General features: G+C 67.3%; 16 protein-coding genes. 10 read left to right on the top strand and 6 right to left on the bottom strand.

Annotated elements, in window-relative coordinates; translation table 11 throughout:
* Nucleotides 1-10: 10 nt before the first annotated feature.
* The gene (locus OHB26_RS31755) at nucleotides 11-1,408 is read right to left on the bottom strand and encodes a metallopeptidase TldD-related protein (RefSeq protein ID WP_330185842.1); all 1,398 of its coding nucleotides are present in this window, start codon (nucleotides 1,406-1,408) and stop codon (nucleotides 11-13) included.
* A gap of 21 nt (nucleotides 1,409-1,429) precedes the next feature.
* Entirely contained in the window at nucleotides 1,430-2,956 is a 1,527-nt protein-coding gene (locus OHB26_RS31750) for a TldD/PmbA family protein (RefSeq protein WP_442942765.1), read from the bottom strand.
* A 187-nt stretch (nucleotides 2,957-3,143) separates the two neighbouring features.
* Between OHB26_RS31750 and OHB26_RS31745 the strand changes: the two genes are divergently transcribed.
* A complete protein-coding gene (locus OHB26_RS31745; protein ID WP_330180931.1) occupies nucleotides 3,144-4,118 on the top strand; it encodes a helix-turn-helix domain-containing protein in 975 nt (324 codons plus the stop codon).
* Nucleotides 4,119-4,142: 24 nt separating this feature from the next.
* Here the strand turns inward: OHB26_RS31745 and OHB26_RS31740 are convergent, their stop codons facing one another.
* Nucleotides 4,143-4,910 carry a TSUP family transporter gene (locus tag OHB26_RS31740; RefSeq protein ID WP_330180930.1) on the bottom strand — a complete coding sequence of 256 codons (768 nt, stop codon included), beginning with the start codon at nucleotides 4,908-4,910 and terminating at the stop codon, nucleotides 4,143-4,145.
* 697 nt (nucleotides 4,911-5,607) lie between these two features.
* Here OHB26_RS31740 and OHB26_RS31735 point away from each other — a divergent pair.
* Both OHB26_RS31735 and OHB26_RS31730 read left to right on the top strand, forming a co-directional pair.
* Nucleotides 5,608-6,249 carry a helix-turn-helix domain-containing protein gene (locus OHB26_RS31735; protein ID WP_330180929.1) on the top strand — a complete coding sequence of 214 codons (642 nt, stop codon included), beginning with the start codon at nucleotides 5,608-5,610 and terminating at the stop codon, nucleotides 6,247-6,249.
* Entirely contained in the window at nucleotides 6,249-6,653 is a 405-nt protein-coding gene (locus OHB26_RS31730) for a hypothetical protein (protein ID WP_330180928.1), read from the top strand. Before OHB26_RS31735 ends, OHB26_RS31730 begins: the two co-directional genes overlap by 1 nt.
* Nucleotides 6,654-6,678: 25 nt before the next feature.
* Here OHB26_RS31730 and OHB26_RS31725 read toward each other — a convergent pair whose 3' ends face one another.
* From OHB26_RS31725 to OHB26_RS31715, 3 genes are read right to left on the bottom strand one after another with little or no spacing between them, the layout of a single operon-like run.
* Entirely contained in the window at nucleotides 6,679-8,049 is a 1,371-nt protein-coding gene (locus OHB26_RS31725; protein WP_330180927.1) for a cytochrome P450, read from the bottom strand.
* A complete protein-coding gene (locus OHB26_RS31720; protein ID WP_330180926.1) occupies nucleotides 8,046-9,197 on the bottom strand; it encodes a DUF6545 domain-containing protein in 1,152 nt (383 codons plus the stop codon). Before OHB26_RS31720 ends, OHB26_RS31725 begins: the two co-directional genes overlap by 4 nt.
* Nucleotides 9,194-9,517, bottom strand: a complete 324-nt coding sequence (locus OHB26_RS31715; RefSeq protein ID WP_330180925.1) for an ImmA/IrrE family metallo-endopeptidase — start codon at nucleotides 9,515-9,517, stop codon at nucleotides 9,194-9,196. Before OHB26_RS31715 ends, OHB26_RS31720 begins: the two co-directional genes overlap by 4 nt.
* 406 nt (nucleotides 9,518-9,923) lie before the next feature.
* On the opposite strand from OHB26_RS31715, the gene OHB26_RS31710 reads away from it, so the two are divergent.
* From OHB26_RS31710 to lnt, 7 genes are all read left to right on the top strand, one after another.
* Nucleotides 9,924-11,129 (top strand): sensor histidine kinase, encoded by a 1,206-nt coding sequence (locus tag OHB26_RS31710; protein ID WP_330180924.1) that lies wholly within the window; start codon nucleotides 9,924-9,926, stop codon nucleotides 11,127-11,129.
* A gap of 75 nt (nucleotides 11,130-11,204) precedes the next feature.
* The gene (locus OHB26_RS31705; RefSeq protein WP_330180923.1) at nucleotides 11,205-11,867 is read left to right on the top strand and encodes a response regulator transcription factor; all 663 of its coding nucleotides are present in this window, start codon (nucleotides 11,205-11,207) and stop codon (nucleotides 11,865-11,867) included.
* Nucleotides 11,868-11,882: 15 nt separating this feature from the next.
* Nucleotides 11,883-12,698, top strand: a complete 816-nt coding sequence (locus OHB26_RS31700) for a class I SAM-dependent methyltransferase (RefSeq protein WP_330180922.1) — start codon at nucleotides 11,883-11,885, stop codon at nucleotides 12,696-12,698.
* Nucleotides 12,699-12,768: 70 nt separating this feature from the next.
* On the top strand, nucleotides 12,769-13,263 hold the full coding sequence (locus OHB26_RS31695; RefSeq protein ID WP_330180921.1) for an FxsA family protein: 495 nt from the start codon (nucleotides 12,769-12,771) through the stop codon (nucleotides 13,261-13,263).
* A gap of 81 nt (nucleotides 13,264-13,344) precedes the next feature.
* On the top strand, nucleotides 13,345-14,121 hold the full coding sequence (locus OHB26_RS31690) for an alpha/beta fold hydrolase (RefSeq protein ID WP_330180920.1): 777 nt from the start codon (nucleotides 13,345-13,347) through the stop codon (nucleotides 14,119-14,121).
* An 81-nt stretch (nucleotides 14,122-14,202) separates the two neighbouring features.
* Nucleotides 14,203-15,798 carry an amidohydrolase gene (locus tag OHB26_RS31685; protein ID WP_330180919.1) on the top strand — a complete coding sequence of 532 codons (1,596 nt, stop codon included), beginning with the start codon at nucleotides 14,203-14,205 and terminating at the stop codon, nucleotides 15,796-15,798.
* A gap of 215 nt (nucleotides 15,799-16,013) precedes the next feature.
* Nucleotides 16,014-17,630, top strand: coding sequence for an apolipoprotein N-acyltransferase (lnt, locus tag OHB26_RS31680; protein ID WP_330185841.1), 1,617 nt, complete (start codon nucleotides 16,014-16,016; stop codon nucleotides 17,628-17,630).
* The last annotated feature ends 245 nt before the right edge of the window (nucleotides 17,631-17,875 follow it).

Below are 17,875 nucleotides of genomic sequence, written 5' to 3'. Positions count from 1 at the left end.
AGTGTCGATGCTAGGTTGCCTGGCTCACCGAGGACATGTGGAAGTCCGGGATTCGCAAGGCGGGCATGGAGGTTCGGGTGAACCAGTCCTTCCACTCACGGGGGAGGGTGATTTCGCTGCGGCCCGCTTCGCTCACCCGGCGCAGTAGATCCAGGGGTGATTCGTTGAAGCGGAAATTGTTGACCGCGGCGGTGACTTCGCCGTTCTCGACCAGATATACGCCGTCGCGGGTGAGGCCGGTGAGCAGCAGGGTCGCGGGATCGACTTCGCGGATATACCAGAGACAGGTGAGCAGCAGCCCGCGTTCGGTGCGGGCGATCATATCCGCCAGCGATGCCTCGCTACCGCCCGTCATGAGCAGGTTCTCACCGGGAACCGCTACGGTGGCATCGAATTCGGCGGCGGTGGCGCGGGGGTACACCAGCGATTCGATCACGCCGTTGTGCACCCAGTTCGCGCGCTGCGCGGTCAGTCCGTTGTCGAAGACCGACAGCGACTCCGACGAGGCGGGCGTGGCCACGAACGGCCGGTACTCCAGCCCGGCGGCACTGGGATCCGAATACAAGGTGAGCGGAATATCGGTGAGCCGCTCACCGATTCGCGTTCCGCCCGCACGAGAGAAGGCGGTGTGGCCCTCGTGCGCGCCGCGGCCCTCCATGGACCACGCCATATAGATCATGAGATCGGCGACGGCAGAGGGCGGCAGCAGCGTCTCATAGCGCCCGGCGGGCAGCTCCACCCGCCGCTTACCCCAGTCCAGCCGCCGCGACAGCTCGGCGAGCAGGCCGGGCACATCCACATCCTGGAAGTCCGTGGTGCCCGCGCCGACCCACGCGCTCGCCAGCTCGGCACCCGCCCCGCGCTTGCCGTTGATCTCCACCGACCCGGTCGGCTGCACCCAGCGCCGCCGCACCCCGGTGGAGGTGCCCAGCCACGTCGAGTGCATTTGATGATGCGCGAACCCGTACAGCTGATCGGACCCGTCGAATCCGGGCGCGAGATCGCGTGCCAGTTCGGTGAATACGCCGATATCGGTGGTCCCGGCCGCACCCTCCCAATCCAGCATGGAGTCCAGGGTCGCCTTGTCCACGATCTCCGGATCCAGCAGCGGCATGGCATCGCGCGCCGGTTCGGCGGTGCGCGCGGCCTCCTCGCTGGCGCGCACCACATACTCGATATCGGCCGGATCCACACTCGTGGAGCTGACGCTGCCGACGCGAGCGGCACCGGCGGCATCGCGGAACACCGACATCACCGCCCAGTCCCGCGCGACCGAGGAACCATTGGTGGTCATGGAGTTTCCGGCCCAGCGCAGCGACGCCTCGTGCGCGTCGGTGACGATCACGATCGCCTCATCGGCGCGCGAGGACCGCAGCGCGCGTTCGACGACCTCGGGGGCGGGGAGCACACTCACCGTGTCGGTCCTTTCCTACTGTCCGGCCTCGGCGCGGGTATTGAGAATATTGATGCCGCGCACCAGCACCGACGGGCAACCGTGCGAAACCGCCGCCACCTGACCGGGCTGCGCTTTACCGCAATTGAAGGCGCCGCCGAGCACCCAGGTCGAGGGCCCGCCGACCGCCTCCATCGATCCCCAGAAGTCGGTGGTGGTCGCCTGATACGCGACATCACGCAGCTGCCCGGCGAGTTCACCATTGCGGATGCGGAAGAACCGCTGGCCGGTGAATTGGAAGTTGTAGCGCTGCATATCGATCGACCAGGATTTGTCGCCGACGATGTAGATGCCGTTCTCCACCCGGGAGATCAGCTCGGCGGTGCTGGTGTCACGTGTCGGATCGGGTTGCAGGGACACATTCGCCATGCGCTGGATCGGAACATGGTGTGCCGAATCGGCGTATGAGCAACCGTTCGAGCGCTCCAGGCCGAGCCGCGGTGCGAAGACGCGATCGAGTTGATAGCCGACCAGGGTGCCCTCGCGCACCAGATCCCATTGCTGTCCGGCCACGCCCTCATCGTCCCAGCCGACACTGGCCAGGCCGTGTTCCTGGGTGCGGTCACCGGTGACATGCATGATCGGCGTGCCGTAGCGCAGCGTGCCGAGCTTGTCGGGGGTCGCGAAGGAGGTTCCGGCATACGCGGATTCATAGCCGATGGCCCGGTCGTACTCGGTCGCGTGACCGATGGACTCGTGAATCGTCAGCCACAGATTGGTCGGATCGATCACCAGATCGGTCGGCCCGGCCGTGACCGTCGGGGCCTTCACCTTCTCAGCCAGCCATCCGGGAATCCGCGCGAGTTCGCCGTTCCAGTCCCAGGTTCCGTCCGCGCCGGTGACGTACTCCCAGCCGCGCCCCGTCGGAGCGGCCAGGGTCCGCATGGTCTCGAACACGCCCGCCGACGGATCGACGGTGATCGCCTCGAGCTGCGGATGCAATCGCACCCGCTGCTGGGTGATCCGCGATCCGAACGTATCGGCGTAGCAGGTCTGCTCCTTGACCTGCAGGACATCCGCCGTCACGTGATCCACACCGTCGGAGGCTTTGAGCCGCTCCGAATAGTCCAGCAGCAGTGCGACTTTCTCCGGTGTCGGCACGGCGAACGGATCGATGTCGTACGAGGAGACGTACTCGACATCCACATAGCGCGGCTCGGGTGCGAGCTCGACACGCTCGCGATTCAATCCGCGCAGAGTGGTGGCGACCGTGACAGCGCGCCGCGCCACCTCTACCGCCGACTCCGGCGTGAGATCCGCGTGCGAGGCGAACCCCCAGGTGCCGTCGACGATCACGCGCACCGCGAAGCCGAGATCGGTACTGTCACGCACCGATTCGACACGCCCGTCCCGCAATCGAATGGACTGCTGCACGATCCGATGCACCCGCAGGTCCGCGTACTCGGCCCCGGCCGCTCGCGCCGCCGTCAGAGCGGCCTCCGCGAGCGCGTTCAGCGGCAGTGCGCGGAACTCCTCGTCCACGACCTTGGTTGCGATGCTCACCCGCACCACGCTAGAGGGTCGCGTACCGCAGGTTCAACAACGCGCTGCGGCACAGTGAAGTTCACACCCTGCGAACTGGCACACGCTGCAACAATGCGTGAAGTGCGAAGAAGCACACTGCGAAACGCGCGCGACAAGCCCAGTACATACCGGGTTTTACGTACTGAATGCCGTAGGGTCTGCCCGCGTGCCGCCATCAGCGCTCCGCGACCGCAAACGAGAACGCACCCGCCGTGCCCTCTACGAGGCCGCCGTCGAAATGTTCGAGAGCAGAGGTTATGAGGCGACCACCGTCGCCGATATCGCCGCCGCCGCCGAAGTGGGCACTCGAACGTTCTTCAACTACTTCGCCAGCAAAGAGGAGCTCCTCTTTCCCGAACCCGACGATCGGGTGAGCGCGGCCGCCCAGGCCATTGCCGCCCGCCGTCCCGACGAACGCCCCGTCGAGGTGTTACTACGTGCCTTACGCGCGGTCGGGGACAATCCCGGCGAACACCTCGGCGACACCCTGGCCGCCCGAATCGCGGTGGTACGAGCGCAGGTTTCGCGCACCGTGCCCGCGGTGAGCGGCCGCGCCGCCTACGCCCAGCTGGCCACGCAACAGGAGATCGCCCGCCAACTCCGCGCCGCCTTCCCCGAGGAGCTCGACGAGGTCGGCGCCGCCGCCCTGGTCGGCGCGGTCGTCGGCGCCGTCTCCGGTGCGCTCACCGCGATCTTCCAGAGTGGTGCGTTCACCGATCCCGAACAGCTGCAACGCAAAATCCAGGAGACCACCTCCAAGGTGCTGGCCCCCTGGCTGACCCAGTCCGCCCCCGCCGCGGTGGCCAGCGCCGATCCGGACGCCAGCCATTCGCACTCCATGGAGGCCGCGCCGCGAGTGGACGAGACCGGATCGGCGGCGCCGCGCCCCGCCGACACCCGCCCGGAGCCCGCACGCCGCACCGATATTCCGGTCCGGCACCTGGGCGCAGCGGTCCTGCGCCGCCAGCCCCCCGAACCACTGCACCAGATCCCCGCCGGTCAGTGCGTCACCATCGAACCCGCCGTCACTCCCGTTGCGGAAACGGGCGGCGAATCATCGTGGCGCGGTGGCTCTTCCGCCCCCGACCCCGAGCCCGACCCGGCCGGTGACCTACGGGTGCGCGCGGGCGCGCTCGCCTGATCGCACGGGTGCCGCCTCGGCGAATCAGCCGAACTGCTGCCAGCCGAGGCGAATCACCATGGCCACCACCACAACCAGCAGCACGATGCGCACGAAACCCGCGCCCTTGGCCAGGGCCATGCGCGAACCCACAATGGACCCGGCCACATTCGCGACCGCCATGGACAATCCGAGCGCCCACAGCACATGTCCGGTGGAAGCCAGGAAGATCAGCGATCCCAGATTCGAACCGCAGTTGATCACCTTCGCCATGGCCGCGGCGCGCACGAACTCGGTGCCCAGCAGCGTGGCGAAGGTAATGATCAGGAACGTCCCGGTACCCGGTCCGAGCACACCGTCGTAGAGTCCGATCAACCCGGCTGCGAGGCCGACCACCAGCAGTGTCTTACGCCGCGTCGGCGGATGGGTGGCCATGGTGACACCCACCGACGGTCGCAGCGTCACGAAGATCGCCACCCCGATCAGCACCACCATCACGATCGGAATGAAGTACTTGCGGTCGATCAAGGCCACCAGCGCCGATCCGCAGGCCGCCGCGACGGCGGCGATCACCGCACCGGGAACCAGCAACTTCCACCGCATCGGCACCTTGCGCGCGAAGGTGATCACCGCCGCGGTGGTCCCGGAGAAGGCCGCGATCTTGTTGGTACCCAAGGCGGTTTGCGGCGCCAGCCCCGGTAACACCACGAAAAGCGTGGGCAGCACGATCAATCCGCCCCCGCCCACCACCGCGTCGACCCACCCCGCCGCCGTAGCCGCGGTCAGCAAGACCGCCCAGTCCGCAACGTCCACCCTGTGACCCAACCAGACCCGGGCACCACCCGGCAAACCTCACCGGCACGCCGGGCGCGCGGCACACCCCGCGACCTCTGGACGAGTAAGTCCGAGCTCACTTGTCGTGGAAGTGTTGTCGCTCGAGATCATTCGCCGATAGCGTGCAGCGAGCTCCCACCGGACCCGGCACCCCTCGTGGCCGGGTCCGGCGGCAGCCGCGCTGTCCTGTCGCCCCCTTCGCGCCAGGACAGCTCTTTTTTTGTGGGTGGCTCGTGTGGTCTTCTCCCGGGTGGTGAGGGCCGGCAGCAGCGGGGACCCGGCGCGCAGCAGGCGCGCGTCGCCAGGGAGTTTCGGATCTGCCTCCCCTTCCCCTGAGGTCGGCTTTCGGTTTCGGGGCCTGCCCGGCGCGGTCGCCGCGGTGGCGACCAGGCCGAGATCCGCGGCGTTGGTGGTACGACGCGCCCTGTCAGTTGTTACAGCCGCGAACTGTACCCAAATCGCTACTTACTTTCAACAGCATCACTGCTTAGTAACATCACGTACAATAGCTATTTTCAGATGCAAACTGCTTGTCAACGGTAGGTGAAACTAAGGGGTGCGCCGATGGAAGGTGCCGATTCGCGTCGGGTAGTATCGGCGCGGATGCCGGTAGAGCGGCCGTTCTGCAAGCCTTTTGCGTAGAGTCGAGGCGATGACTACACAACACCCTGAGTACTTGGGCCAGGTGGCGCTCGCTCGGCGTGAAGTGCTGGACCTGTCCAAGCAGGCGGTTCACGCGGCCGTCGGGCTGAATCCGCTTACCCTCAGCAAGATCGAGAACGGCCAGGCCGGGCGACTGCGCAAGGACACCTTGGCCCGGCTGGACAAGGTGTTGCAATGGCAGGACGGCTCCGCCGAGGCCGCCTGGACGATGGGGCGGCCTCCGGTGGAGGTCACCAAGTCCGCGCAAACCGTTCCGAGCGTGCTGTACATACCGTTTCCGCCCGAGCTGATCCAGGACACCGTCAAGCTGGCCGAGCTGGTCGCCCACATCGCCGGCGATGACGAGCGCTGGGCGGCGCTTGTGGCCGATATGGATACCGTCGCTGACCGGGTCTTGCGTGCCTGGACGATCGCCGATATCGAACGTCAGCGGTTCGAGGGCACGCTGAGTCCGGCGACGATCGAGATGCTGCTCGGGCATTACATGCGCCGCGCTCCCGAGGCGCCGACCGTCCAGGATCAGGACGAATTGATGTATCTGCGCTGGTTGTTGGGCAGGCTCCCGGATACCACGCCCGCCGATCAGGAAGAACGTTTTGCCCAGCGATGGGCGCGTGTGCAGCAGATGTACGCCGCGCCTCGCCGGATCAGCTGATGAGGAACACCATGCCGCTGCCGTTGGCCGACAAGATCGAACGAATGATCAGTTTCGCGCACCGCTGGGACGCGCCCGCGCTCAATGACGAGCAGATCGCCGCCGAGCTGACCTGCAAGCTCGGCCGCACCGTTGAGCCTGCCGACGTCGCGGGCCTGCGCACTGGGTCGACGGTCGCGATTGCCCCTGATCTCGCGGCAGCGCTGTGCGCGCTGTGCGGCGTGACGGACGTCGGCTACCTGCTGCCGGAGGGCGATGAGGATATCGATATCGACCTGCGGTTACAGCTGTGGACCTTGGCGCGGGATCGCGGAGTGCAGCATGTCGCGGCGCGCGCGATGACCCGCGACAAGCTGCGGGAGCTGATCGCCGACCTGCGCGCGCTGCCCGCCCGCACCCGGTAATCAGCCCCCTGTCAGCGGCGTCGCCTTACTTGATACGGCTGAAGGTGACCTCGAGATTGGACGGGCGCAGCGTCAAATTCTCTTCGACATCCAGCTCGCCAGTGCTGGCCAGTTCGAAATCGCGCACCAGCGAGGCAATGATCAGCTTCGCCTCGTGCAGCGCGAACGCCTGACCGATGCACGAGCGCGGACCCGTGCCGAAGGGCCGGTACATCCACGGTTTGGGCCGAAACCCGTTCTCTAGCCACCGATCCGGCCGGAATTCCCCGGCGTCGCCACCCCATACCCCGGGGTCGCGCTGGACCGCGAGCAGCAACACGAACACCCATTCCCCTGCCGCGATCGGGTAGCCGCCGAGTGTGGTGTCTTCTCGCGCCTCTCGGAAGAATCCGGGTGCGGTGGGCCAGAGTCTGAGTGTTTCGGCGATTACCGCGTCGGTGACCCGCAGCTTGGCAACGTCCTCGTAGGCGATTCGTCCGTCGGTGGTAACCGCGGCGGCTTCTGCGCGCACTTGTGCCGCGAGCTCCGGATCACGAGCCAGGAAGTGTGTGGCGAAGGAGAGCAGGTTGCCGGTGGTCTCGTGTCCGGCGATGAAAAGTGTCAGCACCTGATCGGCGATATTGTCGTCCGGCAGTGCCGGACCTTCGGCAGGATGCATCATGCGATCCAGTAGATCCGGGCACCGCTCGCCGGTCCGCCGCCGGGTTTCGATCACCTCCAGCACAGTGGATTTCATGAATTCGATGTCCTGGGCGTGCTGGCGATCGCGCTTGCTGCCGCCGAATAGCTTGCCCAGCAACGGAATCGCGGACTCCTGTGCATAGGAGAACACTCGGGTCAGCGCAGCGGCGAACGGAGCTCGTTCTGCCGCATCGCTTTCGAATGCCCCGACGCTGTAGCCGAATCCCGCGCGGCCGATCACCTCGAGGGCGGTATCGCCCATCATGGCCGCGGTGTCGGTGACGGTCCGGGTATCGCCGAGCCACCGCGAGGTCAGCTCCGCCACGTTCAGCATCGTGTCGTGGTAATCGGACATCGCCGCCGGCACGAACCCCTGAATCAGGACTTCGTGCCCGTGCCGCCACTCCGCGGAATCGTTCGACGCGGTGAACAGGCCATCTCCGCCGACCGGGACCAGCTTCTCGTAGGGTCTCGCGAAATGTCGCATCCAGGTCTTTTCGTCGATGACCTCGCGCATCAGCGCCGCCGACCCGGCGAACGTCAGATGCACCCCGCCGACGAATGACCTGCGATAGAGCGGCCCCAACTGCGAAAACTGCCACAGAGTCTTCTGATTCGGGCGTTTGCGGTCCATGCCGAGCACGTCACCAAGGATCGGAATCCGGTTCGGTGGATGCGGAATGCTCTGTGCGGCAGCGGATTTGGTTGTCGTCATAGGAGTGCCTTTCGGGCGTGGGCGTTTGAGTCGTCTGCTACGGCGGGCCGGGTCCGGGTCCACTCACGGGCGATATCCAGCACGAACGCTTCATCCCCCACCCATGCCGGGGCCGCTGCCCGCCGGTCGCCGCTCTCGGATCCACCCTCGGCGAGTGCCGATCGTAGGGCGTGGCACACCTGCGCCGGGGTGGGCTGCGCGTGCAAGCCGGTCAGATGGGGGGCAGCGGAGATCATGGTGTCCTCGATCTCGATGCGCATCCGGTGCTCGCTGACCTGCACCAGCGTGCTGCGCGGGACGTTCAAACGCATCTCCGGACGCGCGGTCATCATGTCTTCCCACATCGGCCCCAGTACCCGGACATTGCGCGAGGCGGAATCCCTGTGCAATCGGATCGCGAGCGAGGTGACGATCGAGGGCACCGTCAGCAGCATCAATACCGCGACGGGGAGCAGGAAGAGCAGATCGTTCCCGCTGGCGCGGTGGGCGGTGAGTTCGTCTCGGGTACCGGCGGTGATCAGCCATCCCGTGATGATCCGGCTCCAGGCGTCGATCTGGGAGAATGCGATGCACACCGTCAGGATCAGGCCGAATGCCGCGCGGGCCAGGCTCTGGCGCCAGTGCCACATCAAACTCACCGCGATGATCAGGACAGGGATTTCAGCGAGCGCGGTCGGCAGCGTGTACACCGTCAAGTAGATCCCTGGCCGCACGCCGGGCAGTTCCTCGACCGCCACATCGGCCGCCCGTGCCGGAGCGGAGATCCACGCCAGCGCCCCGGCGAGCACGACTACACCTGCCCAGATCAGGGTGACCACCGGGCCACGGACCGGCCGCCGTGCCCGCCAGAGCAAGCCGATCCACAAAATCGCACCCGCCCCGACCAACGCGGCGGCGTGGGTCGCGAGCCGCACATCCGCCAGCGCCACCCACCGGGTCAGCACCGACTGCATTGCGCGGTCCCGTAGCAACGCGGTGGACCAATAGGACCAGATCAGCACTGCCACAGCCCAATCGAGCCGTACACGCTCGAGCAGCACCGACATGCGCAGTATCCCGGCGATGGCGATCCACGCCAACAGCACCGCCATCACCGGCTCCGTCAGCGACGAGGTCGCCTCCGCCACCAGCAAAGAACTCGGACTCATCGCCACATCAGTTCGATCAGCGATGCCGCTCTGTGTCTCGCGCCGCCGATGCTCTCCGGCCGGCCTCGGCTCAGGCCCGCCAAATGCGTGCCGAGCCATTCCGCTTCCCGCTCGGCGGTGGTGTCGAAGTGCCGGCGGTGCATGATCGCCCGGACCCGCTCCGGGTCCAGACCTTCGGCGAGCAGCGAATCAGTGACTTCGAAGCGGTCGTCGCCTCGGTGCTCGAGCAGCACGTGCCCGATCTCGTGCATGATCTCCTGCCGCTGCCCGCGCGCCGATCGTGACGGGTCGTACTTGATGACCAACTCTTCCTCGGTCACCCACAACGCCCCGCATCGCGATAGCGACGGCACATTTATCCGCCACGGGGCCAGCACGATGTGTTTGCCCAGACGTTCGGACAGGTACCTCGTGAACTCTCCTACGGTCCACGGCGGCGTCAGCGGAATCTCCCCCAGGATGTGCTGTACCCGACCCTCATCCACCGCAGCCCCGACCTCCAGCGATCCATAGCTCCGGCCAGTTTCTATGTGCCAACTACGCACAACTCCGTGCGGCAGCCACACGAAAGGGCCGGCTTCTATCAACAGTCGACGCCACAATACTCGGTAAGATCATCCGTAGTAACGGCAGGGACAGCTGCCCGGTGAGGCTCGAACCCCCGGCGCTGATCTGGGTGGGCGATCGGGTGTAAATAGCAGCGGATCCGCTAGCTAGGGTGGGGGAGTGCGCCGGTTCAGTCTGTGGCTGCGGGGCAAACCGCTGATCTCCGATTCGATGCTGGCACTGCTGCTGCTCACCATCGATGTGCTCGCCGTGGGCGATGCCAGGAACAAGATCGCCTACCTGGTGCTCGGCGTCCTGCTGGTGCTGCCGATCATCATCCGGCGCACCCACCCGCGCGCCGCGGCCATCGCCCTGGTGCTGCTGTCGATGGCCACCTCGGTGACCCATTGGGCAGCCGAGGACCCCTCCGAACATCCGGCGCTGCTCGGGCTCGGCGTCATGCTGTACACGCTGGTCGCGTATGTCGGACGGCGCGAAGGGCTGTGGTACCTGGGCGCGCTGCTGCTCGACAGCGCGATCGCGCATCTGCTGGTCGGCAAGCCCGAAGGCGCGGACATCCCGTTCACCGCGCTCTACTACGCGCTGTGCTGGACCCTGGCCGAATTCGTCGGAGCCCGGCACGCCTACGACAACGAGGTCGCCGCCCGCCTCGCCGTCGCCGACTACGACCGCGAACGACAGGCCCACGATGCCGTCGCCGCCGAACGCACCCGCATCGCCCGCGAACTGCACGATGTGGTCGCACACGCGGTCAGCGTCATGATCGTGCAGGCCGACGGGGCGCGCTTCGCGCTCCGGCACGAGCCCGAGACCGCCGAGAAGGCCCTGGGCACCATCGCGGGCACCGGACGCGACGCCCTGCGCGAACTCCGCCGCACCGTCGAACTCCTGCGCACCGAGCATGCGCCGGAACAACTTCCGCAGCACGGCACCGCGGGCATCGCCAAAGTCGTGCAGATGATGCGCGATACCGGCTTGGACGTCTCCCTCGAGCTCAGCGGCGAACTCGATACCGTCACACCGGAAGTCAGCCTCGGCATCCACCGCATCGTGCAGGAGTCGCTCACCAACACCCTGCGCCACGCCGGACCCGATCCGCGCGCCGCCGTCCGCATCGAACGCGGCGATACCGATGTCCTGGTCGATATCGTCGACTCCGGCGGCGCGCCCGTCACCGGCACCCGCTCGAAATGTGGTGAGCCGCTGCCCGCGCCCGCCAGCGTCATCCCCGGCAGCGGTCTCGGCCTGGTCGGTATGCGTGAACGTATCGCCGTCCTCGGCGGCACCCTCGCCGTCGGCCGCAATGACCAGGGCGGCTGGGCCGTGCACGCCACCATCCCCCTGGACCGCACCACCGCCGAGTGATCGACCGGGCCGGAATCGGCCACTCCCGGACCGTGCCGCCCGGATGCGCCCGGTCGTACCGATAGATTGGGAGGCGTGCCGATCACCGTTCTCGTCGTCGACGACCAAGAGCTCATGCGCGCGGGCTTGAAGATGGTGCTGGGCGCACACCCCGATATAGAGGTGGTGGGCGAGGCCGACAACGGCGCCACCGCCATCTCCCGCACCGCCGAACTGCGCCCCGATGTGGTGCTCATGGATGTGCGCATGCCCATTACCGACGGTGTCACCGCCACCGCGCGAATCATCGAATCCGGTTGCGGCAGCCGGGTTCTGGTCATGACCACCTTCGACCTGGACGAGCACGCCCTCGGTGCGCTGCGCGCCGGCGCCAGCGGATTCCTGCTCAAGGACACCCCGCCCGAGGACCTCATCTCCGCCATTCGCAGTGTCGCCGCCGGTGATGCCGTGGTCTCGCCGAAGGTCACCAAACGCCTCCTGGACCGCCTCATCGCCGACGATCCCGCCGCGGGCCGCGACCCGGCCGTCCTCGATGTCCTCACCGCCCGTGAACGCGAAGTCCTCGAACATATCGCCGTCGGGCGCTCCAATGCCGAGATCGCCGCAGCGCTGTTCCTGTCCGAGGCCACCGTCAAAACCCATGTCGGCCGCGTGCTCACCAAACTCAACCTGCGCGACCGCGTGCAAGCGGTGGTGCTCGCCTACGAAACAGGTCTCGTTCGCCCGGGCAACGCCTAGAGGAAGGATCGCGCCATGTCAGCCGATGACAGTGTGTTCACGGGGGCGGTGGCGAAGTTCTACGAAACCTATATGGTGCCACTGATATTCGAGCCGTACGCCGAACCGGCGGTGCGGCGGGCGCTGGCACCGGACGTCGCCGACGTACTGGAGATCGCGGCGGGGACGGGCGTGGTCACCCGTGCGCTGGCGCTCGCATCGGATGAGCGGGTGCGCATTGTGGCGACGGACCTCAATCAGGCGATGCTCGACCAGGCCGCCGCGATCGGTACGGCACGACCGGTGCGGTGGCGGCAGGCGGACGCCATGCGGTTGCCGTTCGCGGACGCTAGCTTCGACGCGGTCGTCTGCCAATTCGGGGCCATGTTCTTCCCCGATCGGGTGACCGCCTTCGCGCAGGCCCGCCGGGTGCTGCGGCCGGGCGGACGATTCGTGTTCAGCACCTGGGATCGCATCGAGGACAACGAATTCGCCGATACCGTGACCGCCGCGATGGCCTCGGTCTTCCCGTCGGACCCGCCGCGCTTTCTGGCACGCACTCCACACGGCTGTCACGACATCTCGGAGATCACCCGGGACCTGGCTCAGGCGGGCTTCGGCACCTCGCCGCGGATCGATACGGTGACCGCCCGCAGCCGGGCGGATTCAGCACGGACGCCCGCGGTCGCCTACTGCCACGGCACCCCGCTGCGCGATGAGATCGAAGCCCGTGGCGATCTCGACCAGGCCACCTCGGCAGCCGAACAAGCACTCACCGAGCGCTTCGGCAGTGGTCCCGTCGACGGCAGGATCCAGGCGCATATCGTCACCGTGGTGAACACCCCTTTGTGAGCCTGGACGCATCGGGAGAAAAATCGGGGCCCGGCTCGTTGTAGGGGTAGATCGCCGAAAGGATCGTGTGATGCCCGCTCTACTGTTCGCCGCGTACTTCATCGCCGAGATTGCCACGCTCGTACTGTTCGGGCATCTCATCGGCGTGTTCCCGACCATCCTGCTGCTCATCGCGGGGTCGGCGGCGGGGCTGATCCTAGTGCGCTCGCAGGGCCGGCGCGTCTTCGAGGGCTTCCGCCGCGCCTCGCGCGGCGAGATCGACCCGAGCACCGCCGTCGCCGACGGCGCACTGGTGACCGTGGGCGCGGTGCTCATGTTCGTGCCCGGTCTGCTCACCTCGCTCATCGGTCTGGTGGCGCTGGTGCCGTTCACGCGCTTTTTGATCCGCCCGGTCGTGGCCGTGTTCGCCGCGCGCCGACTGGCCCGGGTCGCCACCGCGGTCGGGCCGTTCGGGTATCGCAATGTGGTGATCGATCCCGATGGTGAGGTCATCGACGCCACCGTGGTCACCGAGTACTACGACGACGGCCAGGGCGATGCCCGCCGCATGATCGACCCGCGCTGACCGCCGACACCTCTTCGGCGGGCGCGCCCGCATAGGCTTGTCGCGCCGCATCACTCCGTTCAGTCGAAGGGCCGATACTTCATGTCCAGCGAGACCACCGTGCGCAATGGCGCGGTCACCCTGCCGGTAACGCGCTCGGGTGCCGGCCCGGAATTGGTTTTCCTCAACGGCGGTGGCGCGACACAGGTCGCGTGGAAGGACGTCATCGCCGAACTGCACGGCTATGAGACGATCACCTTCGATCTGCGCGGCCACGGAAAAGCCTCGGCGGCAACCTCTTACAAGTTCGCCGACTTCCAATCCGATGTCGAGGCGGTGCTCGGCTCGCTCGCGGTGCAGCGGCCGATTCTGATCGGCTGGTCACTGGGCGCGGATCTGGCCCTCGAATACGCCGCCACACATCCGGTCGCCGGACTGGTCCTGGTCGACGGCGCGGTCCCGCTGCAGGAGCCGCTGGTCGAGGATCAGAAGAAACTGCGCGACTCGTTCAACAGCCTCGGCACCAAACTGGCCATGCGATTGGTGCGACTGACCCCGCACGGTTACGTCATGCCCGGGAAGGCCTTCGCCGACCTCACCATCGAACTCGATCAGCGGCGCCAGCAACTCCTGGACACCTACCGCACCCTGGACTGCCCGGTCACCATGCTGCTGGCCACCCACTCCGCACACGGCCGCGACGCCCATGCCGCCCATGTGAACCGCACCTGGAAAGCCGGCGGTGAGGTGCTGCGGGCCGCCGTTCCCAGCGCCGAGGTGAGCTGGCTCGACGGCGATCACAAACTCCCGTTCCACCATCCGGCGGAGATCGCCCGCGCCATCGAGAACCTCGCCGCCAAAGCCCAGTCGGCCGAATAACACCGGCCGCGGTGTGACGCACGTCCGATGGGTGGAGTGCGGTTGCGGCATCGCGGACCGCGTGCGGCAGACTGGAATCTCGTGAGTACCCAGTTGCTTGTCGGCGGTCGTATCTACAGCTCCAGCAATCCCGATGCCACCGCCATGGCCGTCACCGACGGGACCGTGGTGTGGGTGGGCGCGGACCGCACCGGACGAGCACTGCATCCCGATGCGGAGATCATCGACCTCGCCGGGGCGTTCGTGGCACCGGCCTTCGTCGACCCGCACGTACACGTCACCGCGCTGGGCCTGAAGCTCACCGGACTCGATCTGTCCCAGGCGCGTTCACTCACCGAATGCCTGGAGCTGCTGCGCGCCCACGCCGCCGCGCACCCGGACGGGCCCGTGCTCGGCGACGGCTGGGATGAGACCACCTGGGCCGAGGGCCGCCCGCCCAGCCTCGAGGAGATCGACGCCGCCGCGCCCGGGCGCACCGTGTATCTGGTTCGCGTCGACGCGCATTCGGCCGTGGCCTCCACCCCGCTGCTCGATGCCGTCCCGGCGTTGACCGGAACCAGCGGCTTCACTCGCGGCGAACCATTGCGCGCCGCGGCGCACCATCTGATCCGCCGCGCCGCGCTCGGCGCGCTGGCGCCCGCTCAGCGCGATCGCGCCCGCCGCGCCGCCCTCGATCACGCCGCCGCCAATGGCATTGCCGCCGTACACGAATGCGCCGGACCAGATATCTCCGGGGAAACCGATGTACGCGAACTCCTGGCCCTCGAACACGGCGTCGAGGTGCGCGCCTACTGGGGTCAGGCCGTCCGCACCGCCGACGAGGCCCGCACCCTGATCAAGGACCTCGGCGTGCACGCGCTCGGCGGCGACCTGTTCGTCGACGGCTCCATCGGCTCGCACACCGCCTGGCTGCGCGCACCCTACGCCGACCTCGACACCACCGGCACCAGCTACCTCGACGCGGAAACCATTGCCGCACACGTGCTCGCGTGCACCGAGGCCGGAATCCAATCCGGCTTCCATGTTATCGGCGATGCCGCCATGGACGCGGTCGTCACCGGCTTCGAACAGGTCGTCGCACAGGTCGGCGGCCCGGCCTTCGCCTCGCGCGGACACCGCATCGAACACGCCGAGATGGCCGATGCCGACCAGATCGCGAAATTGGCCGCCTGGGGCGTAATCGCCAGTGTGCAACCGGCTTTCGACGCCGCCTGGGGCGGACCCGAGGGCATGTACGCCGCCCGCCTCGGCGCGGACCGCGCCGCCACGCTGAATCCGTTCTCCGCCTTGGCCTCGGCCGGTGTCTCCCTGGCCATCGGCTCCGATGCCCCGGTGACGGCGTTGAATCCGTGGGAGGCGCTGCGCGCCGCGGCGCACCACCGCACCTCCGGTCACCAGATCTCTCCGCGCGCGGCCTTCGCCGCCGCCACCCGGGGCGCGTGGCGCGCGGGCGGGGTTCGCGACGGTGTCGCGGGAACCCTCGTCCCGGGCGCTCCCGCCTCGTACGCGGTATGGGAGGCAGGCGATCTCGTGGTCGCGGCCGCCACCGATACCGTGCAGCGCTGGTCCACCGACCCCCGCTCCCGCGTACCCGGTTTGCCGCCGCTGACCCCCGGTGCCGCACTGCCGCGCTGCCTGGCCACCGTGCACCGCGGGACCACCATCCATGCCGTGTGAGTTCGACCCGCGAAAGCCTTCGCGGACAGCGCTTCCCGACTCGACCTGCCGGTGCGGGACAATCAGCCGCGCGTCGCGGGGCGTCGAAAGGTGTTGGGGTTGTGAGTGAGTCGACGGTGGACAGTGGCGATCAGGCCGGGACCGGTGGTGCCGCGGGCGGCGGGCCGGTAGCTCGTGCGGCCGGTTCGCTCCGGGCGCATCCGGTACTGACGCGGATGGTCACCGCGGTGATCGCCGGATTGTTGCTGTTCGCCAGCTTCCCACCGCGCACGCTCTGGTTCCTGGCACCGGTCGGTATCGCGGTGCTGATCCTGACCGTGCGCGGAAACGGCCGTCTGCGTGGGGGATTCGGGTACGGATTCCTGGCCGGACTGGCGTTTTTCCTGCCATTGCTGCCGTGGACCGGAATCTATGTCGGTCCGGTGCCGTGGATCGCGCTATCCACCGCGTTGTCGGTCTATGTCGGGCTCTTCGGAATGCTGGCGCGGCTGGTCGGGCGGCTGCCGGGCTGGCCGCTGTGGGTGGCGACCATGTGGTCGCTGACCGAATGGGGCCGCTCCAGTTTTCCATTCGGCGGGTTTCCCTGGGGGAGACTGGCTTTCGGTCAGGCCGACGGATGGTATCTGCCCTACGCCATGTTCGGCGGCGCGCCGCTGGTGAGTTTCGCCGTCGCCCTCACGGGCGCCGGATTGGCCGCGGCGGCCGTAGGGGGAGTCGGCTACGCGCGTAGCACGGCAACCGGCGATGAGCGTCCGAATCGTCCCAGATCGGCGGCCCGGCGTCTCACATCCTGGAACGGAATTGTTGCTGCCGCAATGCTTGTGGCTATAGTTCCAATCACCGGAGTGATCCTCCGGACCGCGCTGCCCGGCCCGGAGGACGGCAACCGGCCGATCACGGTCGCCGCGATCCAGGGCAGCGTGCCACGTCTGGGACTCGACTTCAACGCCCAGCGGCGCGCGGTTCTCGACAATCACGTCAAGCGCACCGAAGAGCTCGCCAAGGCCGTCGCGGCTGGGCAGGCCCCGCAGCCCGATGTGGTGATCTGGCCGGAGAACTCCTCCGATATCGATCCGCTGCGCAACTCCGACGCCTATGCCGAGATCACCCAGGCCTCGCGAGATATCAAGGCGCCCATCCTGGTTGGCGCGGTGCTGGTGAACGACGATCGCACCACCAGCAATTCGGTCATCGTCTGGACCGCCGACGGCGGCCCGGGGGAGCGGCACGATAAGAAGATCATCCAGCCCTTCGGCGAGTACCTGCCGTATCGCGGTTTCTTCCGGCACTTCTCCGAATACGCCGACCGCGCGGGCTATTTCGTTCCCGGCAAGGGTGACGGCGTGGTGCATGTGCGGCCCGCGAGCGGCGGAGCGCCGGTCGCCGTCGGAGTGGCCACCTGTTACGAGGTCGCCTTCGATCGCGCCTTCGAGGACGCGGTGCGCGCGGGCGCGCAGATCCTGACGGTCCCCTCCAACAACGCCACCTTCGGCGACAGCGAGATGACCTATCAGCAACTGGCCATGTCACGCATTCGCGCGGTGGAGCACGGTCGCGCCGTGGTCGTTTCGGTGACGACGGGCGTGAGCGCCATGATCACCGCGGACGGCACCATCCAGCAGCAGACCGAGCAGTTCGTACCGGCGGCGCTGGTGACCCAGCTACCACTGCGCACGGACAAGACGATCGCCTCTCGGATAGGCCCCGCGCCGGAACGAATCTTGTGTATTCTTGCCGCGGCCGTCGCTGTGACGGCAGTGATTCGGCGGCGCGCCACCCATGCGAATCCGGTCGAATCCGATAATGCGGCCGGCACCCTTCCGGTTGAGTAACTCTCCGCGGGCACGTGTGACGAGGGCCGTCCCCGCTCCGGCGGTCCTGTTCGCCAACATTTAGCTGTCGCCTATCCGTCAGCCGAATTGCCCGAGTTCATAACGGTGCCTTATGCGAATTACGTGAAATACGTGAGGTTTGCTTTGAGGTAGCTGTCTAAATATGCGCTCCGCCAACGCTGTTCGTTGCCGGGCAACTCGAGATCACACCGATCCAGTCGGCGTGGTGCTCCGAATCATAGGGC

It is taken from the genome of Nocardia sp. NBC_01503, assembly GCF_036327755.1.
Classification (GTDB): domain Bacteria; phylum Actinomycetota; class Actinomycetes; order Mycobacteriales; family Mycobacteriaceae; genus Nocardia.
The sequence above is the reverse complement of the archived record's forward strand: the minus strand, read 5'-3'. Positions and strand labels throughout refer to the sequence as shown.

Excerpts from the sequence above, each read along its gene's own strand:
- OHB26_RS31730 (WP_330180928.1), top strand. The coding sequence starts at position 6,249 with ATGAGGAACACCATGCCGCTGCCGTTGGCCGACAAGATCGAACGAATG.
- OHB26_RS31695 (WP_330180921.1), top strand. The coding sequence starts at position 12,769 with ATGCCCGCTCTACTGTTCGCCGCGTACTTCATCGCCGAGATTGCCACG.
- OHB26_RS31720 (WP_330180926.1), bottom strand. The coding sequence starts at position 9,197 with ATGAGTCCGAGTTCTTTGCTGGTGGCGGAGGCGACCTCGTCGCTGACG.
- OHB26_RS31690 (WP_330180920.1), top strand. The coding sequence starts at position 13,345 with ATGTCCAGCGAGACCACCGTGCGCAATGGCGCGGTCACCCTGCCGGTA.
- OHB26_RS31700 (WP_330180922.1), top strand. The coding sequence starts at position 11,883 with ATGTCAGCCGATGACAGTGTGTTCACGGGGGCGGTGGCGAAGTTCTAC.
- lnt (WP_330185841.1), top strand. The coding sequence starts at position 16,014 with ATGGTCACCGCGGTGATCGCCGGATTGTTGCTGTTCGCCAGCTTCCCA.
- OHB26_RS31725 (WP_330180927.1), bottom strand. The coding sequence starts at position 8,049 with ATGACGACAACCAAATCCGCTGCCGCACAGAGCATTCCGCATCCACCG.